This window comes from Alloalcanivorax sp. (assembly GCF_964221125.1).
GTDB classification, from domain to species: Bacteria; Pseudomonadota; Gammaproteobacteria; order Pseudomonadales; family Alcanivoracaceae; genus Alloalcanivorax; species Alloalcanivorax venustensis.
Map to the genome: position 1 here is coordinate 1 of NZ_CAXPXK010000115.1, position 4,719 is coordinate 4,719.

General features: G+C 66.9%; 4 protein-coding genes. 1 reads left to right on the plus strand and 3 read right to left on the minus strand.

Annotated elements, in window-relative coordinates; translation table 11 throughout:
• Positions 1–66 precede the first annotated feature (66 nt).
• Positions 67–2,085, minus strand: coding sequence for an FAD-dependent oxidoreductase (locus ACEQZD_RS13715; RefSeq protein WP_370186151.1), 2,019 nt, complete (start codon positions 2,083–2,085; stop codon positions 67–69).
• 142 nt (positions 2,086–2,227) lie between these two features.
• Between ACEQZD_RS13715 and ACEQZD_RS13720 the strand changes: the two genes are divergently transcribed.
• On the plus strand, positions 2,228–2,845 hold the full coding sequence (locus tag ACEQZD_RS13720; protein WP_370186153.1) for a TetR/AcrR family transcriptional regulator: 618 nt from the start codon (positions 2,228–2,230) through the stop codon (positions 2,843–2,845).
• Between the two features lie 181 nt (positions 2,846–3,026).
• On the opposite strand, the gene ACEQZD_RS13725 is transcribed toward ACEQZD_RS13720, so the two are convergent.
• The gene (locus ACEQZD_RS13725; RefSeq protein WP_370186155.1) at positions 3,027–4,031 is read right to left on the minus strand and encodes an alpha/beta fold hydrolase; all 1,005 of its coding nucleotides are present in this window, start codon (positions 4,029–4,031) and stop codon (positions 3,027–3,029) included.
• Positions 4,032–4,098: 67 nt separating this feature from the next.
• On the minus strand, positions 4,099–4,719 hold a 621-nt coding region (locus ACEQZD_RS13730; protein ID WP_370186156.1), incomplete at its 5' end, for an ATP-binding protein.

Consider the following 4,719-nt stretch of genomic DNA (forward strand, 5'->3'; position numbering starts at 1 on the left):
CCCCGCGCCTTCTTTGTTTCGCTATTAACTGTTCACTATTAACTATTCATTGAGCTTGCCGCGCGGCTAAAGCCGCGCGGCAAGCTCCGAGCCTTGTTTGATGGCGCGCTTGGCGTCCAGCTCGGCGGCCAAGTCGGCGCCACCGATCAGATGGTGGTTGGCGGCCTGTTCCTGATAGAGCTCGCGCAGCGATTCCTGGCCGGCACAGATCACCACCTGGTCCACTTCCAGCAAACCCTGCTTGTCGTTCTGCGTGATGTGCAGGCCATGATCGTCGATACGGTCGTAGCTGCAACCGGGCAGCATCTCCACATTGCGGTGCTTGAGCGTGGCGCGGTGCACCCAGCCGCTGGTTTTGCCCAGCCCCTTGCCCGGCGTGCTTTCCTTGCGCTGCAGCAGGTAGATTTTCCGCGCCGGGGTTTCCGGGTGCTTGTCCACCAGGCCGCCACGGGTGTCCGCGTTGAAATCCACGCCCCACTCCGCCAGCCATTCGGGCAGCGGCTGGGCGCCGTCGCGGGGCGCTTCGGCCAGGAATTCCGCCACGTCGAAGCCGATGCCGCCGGCGCCGATGATCGCCACGCGTTCGCCCACCTGCACCTTGCCACGCAGCACGTCCACGTAGGACACCACCTTGGCGTGGTCGATGCCGTCGATGCCCGGCCGGCGCGGGGACACCCCGGTGGCGATGACGATCTCCTGGAAGCCTTCGCGCTCCAGTTCGTCGCTCTCCACGCGCCGGTTCAGCACCACCTTGACGCCGGTGCGTTCGATGCGCTTTTGAAAGTAGCGCAGGGTCTCGTGGAACTCTTCCTTGCCGGGGATCACCTTGGCCATGTTGAACTGACCGCCGATCTCGCCGGCCTGGTCGAACAGGGTCACGTCGTGGCCGCGCTCCGCCGCCACCGTGGCGCAGGCCAGCCCGGCGGGGCCGGCGCCCACCACCGCCACTTTCTTGGGCGTGGCGGTGCGCAGATAGACCAGCTCGGTTTCATGGCAGGCGCGCGGGTTCACCAGGCAGGAGGCGCGCTTGAGCTCGAAGGTATGATCCAGGCAGGCCTGGTTGCAGGCGATGCAGGTGTTGATCTCGTCGGCGCGGCCTTCGGCGGCCTTGTTGACGAACTCCGAGTCCGCCAGCAGCGGCCGGGCCATGGACACCGCGTCCGCCTGGCCGCTGGCGATGATGCGCTCGGCGGTGTCCGGATCGTTGATCCGGTTGGAGGCCACCACCGGGATCGACACCACGTTTTTCACCTGGCGGGTGACTTCCGCGAACGCCGCCCGGGGCACCGAGGTGACGATGGTGGGCACCCGCGCTTCGTGCCAGCCGATGCCGCTGTTGATCAGGCTGGCGCCGGCTTTTTCGATGGCGCGGGCCAGATCCAGCACCTCCTCGCGGGTGCTGCCGTCGGGCACCAGATCAATCACCGAGAGGCGGTACATGATGATGAAGTCCTCGCCGCATCGGCGGCGGGTTTCCTCGACGATCTCCACCGGGAAGCGGCGGCGGTTTTCGGCGCTGCCGCCGTACTCGTCGCTGCGCTTGTTGGTGCGCGGCGCGGTGAACTGATTAATCAGATAGCCCTCGGAACCCATGATCTCCACGCCGTCGTAGCCGGCTTCCTTGGCCAGCTCGGCGGTGCGCGCGAAGTCCTGCACCGTGGAGCGCACTTCGCGGGTGCTCATGGCCTTGGGCTTGAACGGGTTGATCGGGCTTTTGATCGCCGAGGCGGAGCGGGAAAACGGGTGGTAGCTGTAGCGGCCGGCGTGCAGCACCTGCAGCGCGATCTTGCCGCCTTCGCGGTGCACCGCCTCGGTGATCTTGCGGTGGTTTCGGATATCCAGCTTGCTGTTGAAGGTGCCGGACAGCGGGTAGAACCAGCCGTGGCGGTTGGGGTTGATGCCGCCGGTCACGGACAGGGCCACCCCGCCCCGCGCCCGCTCGGCGAAATAGGCGGCCAGCTTCGGGTAGTGCCAGAAACGGTCTTCCAGGCCGGTGTGCATGGACCCCATGATCACCCGGTTCTTGAGCTGGGTATGCCCCAGATCCAGGGGGGAAAGCAGGTGGGAATAACCGTTGGCCGCCATGGTGTTCTCCTTTGTGGGCTGGGCGGGCCGCGCGACGTTGTACGCGGCGGCCGCCTGGCTGCAATCTGGACGCCGTCAAGATAGGGTGCTATGTTGACGCTGTCAAGATAACATCCGTGACTTCGAAAGGCAGGCAACCACCATGACGCAACCGGGCCGCTACCATCACGGAGACCTGCACGCCGCCCTGCTTCGCGAGGCCGCCGTACTGCTGCGCGAACAGGGCGTGGAAGGGCTGTCGCTGCGGCGCCTGGCGGAACGCGCCGGGGTGTCGCGCACCGCGCCCTACCACCACTTCACCGATAAGAACGCGCTGCTCTGCGCCCTCGCCGAGGACGGCTTCCGCCGGCTGGACCGGTTGATGGAAGAGGCCGACTTCCGGGCGGACGACCCGGAGCCCGGGCTGCGCCGTTTCGTGCGCGGCTACCTGCGCTTCGCCTGCGACGACCCGGAGCAATACGAGCTGATGTTCGGCCGTACCCTGTGGAAGACCGGGCGCCCCACCGAGTCGCTGACGCGGGTGGCGCACGGCTGCTTCCGGCGTTACGTGGATAAGCTCGAAGCGGACGGCATCGGCGCCCACCTGCCCGGCGGCACCGACGCCCTGCGCGTGGCCCAGGCCAGCTGGGCCACGCTGCACGGCCTGTGCCGGCTGTTGCTGGACGGCATTTATGTGGACCGGCAGGACATGGAGGCGGTCAGCGACCAGGCGGTGGCGCTGATGCTGGCCGCTGTGCGGCCGGCTGAGCGGACTCCGTAGCCCGGTTCAGGAGCAAACTTTGTGGGAGCGGGCCTAGCCCGCGAAAGGGAGCGGAGCTCCCGGCAGGATCCCAGAGGCCTCTCTAAAAGCAGTACCAACAAGGTCTCTGGAATCCTGCCGGCCGGCAAAGCCGGCCTTTCGCTTGCAAGGCAAGCTCCCACACAGCCGCTCCCAAAAGCCGTTAGCGCTGTGCCGACAGGAAGTCGGTGAGAGCTTCGATGTAGTCGTCGTAGGCTTCGTACTGGGGGACGTGGCCGATGCCTTCCAGTTCCACCAGCTTGGCGTCGGGAATGGCTTCGGCGGCCTTGTCGCCGAGACGATCATAGCGCCCCAGTTCTTTCTGCTTTTCTTCCGGCGCGCGATTGCGGCCCAGGGCGGTGCGGTCGCGGTTGCCGATGATCAGCAGCGTCGGCGCTTTGACGTCGGGGAACTCGTAGACCACCGGCTGGTTGAAGATCATGTCGTAGTGCAGTGCGGAATTCCAGGCGATGCGCTTGTAGTCCGGGCCGCGCAGCCAGCCCTGCTGAATGGTCAGCAAGGGCGCGTACTCTTCCTTCCACTGACCGTCGAAGTACGCCTTGGTCATGTAGGCCTTGATGTCTTCGGGTTTCTTTTTCAGCTCGCCCTGGTACCAGGCGTCCACGGACTGCCAGGGCACGTCCTGACGCCAGTCTTCCAAACCGATGGGATTGACCAGCACCAGGCCGTCGCTGCGCTCGGGGAACATCAGCGTGAAGCGGGTGGCGAGCATGCCGCCCATGGAGTGGCCCACCACGGTGGCGCTGTCCACCTCCAGTGTGTCCAGCAAGGTGCGGGTGTGATCGGCCAGGGTCTGGAAGGAATACTGGAAGTGTTCCGGCTTGCTGGATTTGCCGAAGCCGATCTGGTCCGGCACCACCACGCGGTAGCCTTCCTCGGTCAGCCGCTCGATGGTGGTTTGCCAATAGGCGCCGGAGAAATTCTTGCCGTGCAGCAGCAGCACGGTGTCGCCGTTGGGCTGCTCCGGGCGCACGTCCATATAGGCCATTTCCAGCGTCTGCCGCTGGCTGTCCAGCTTCAGGGTGTGCACCGGATGGGGGTAGTCGTAGCCGCTGAGGCGGGCGTCGAAGGCGGGCTTTTCCGCCGCCATGGCCGGGTTGCCGAGCGCCAGCGCGCACAGCGCCAGCAAGGATGTGAATACGCGCATGATTCCCTTCTCCTGTTGATACAGCCGTTCAGGGGTGGAGACCCGCATAACGGGAAAGTTCCGCGATTCAGTCCGGCAGCGGCAGCGCAAGCCGCACCCGCAGACCGCCCAGCGGGCTGTCGGTGAGGGTCAGCTGTCCGCCGTAGGCGGCCACCGTGTCACTGACGATGGCCAGACCCAGACCGTCGCCGGCGACCCGCTCATCCAGGCGGCGGCCGCGCTGCAGCACCTGCTCGCGGCGTGATGGCGGGATGCCGGGCCCGTCGTCGTCCACGGTGACCGTCAACAGGCCGCCGTCCCGCGCCAGTGCCAACCGTACCTCGCCGGCGGCCCATTTGCAGGCGTTGTCGAGCAGGTTGCCGAGCAGTTCCAGCATGTCGCCGCGCTCCACCGCCAGCGGCGGCAGCCCGGTGCCCTGCACCACCAGGTTGAGCGGCTTGCGGTGGGCGCGGCGCAGGGTGTCGGCCAGGGCTTCCAGATCCTGGCCCGGTTCGAAGCGGGTGGCGGCGGTGGCGCCGGCGGCGACGCGGGCGCGGCCCAGGGCGCGGCGCACATTGGCTTCGATGTGGTCCAGTTGCGCCAGCAGCAGGGCGTGCAGTTCCGGGGCGCGCTGGCGCAGTTCCGTGTCGCAGCGGTTGCGCAGCACCGCCAGCGGCGTCTTGAGGGCGTGCCCCAGGTCGCCCAGGGC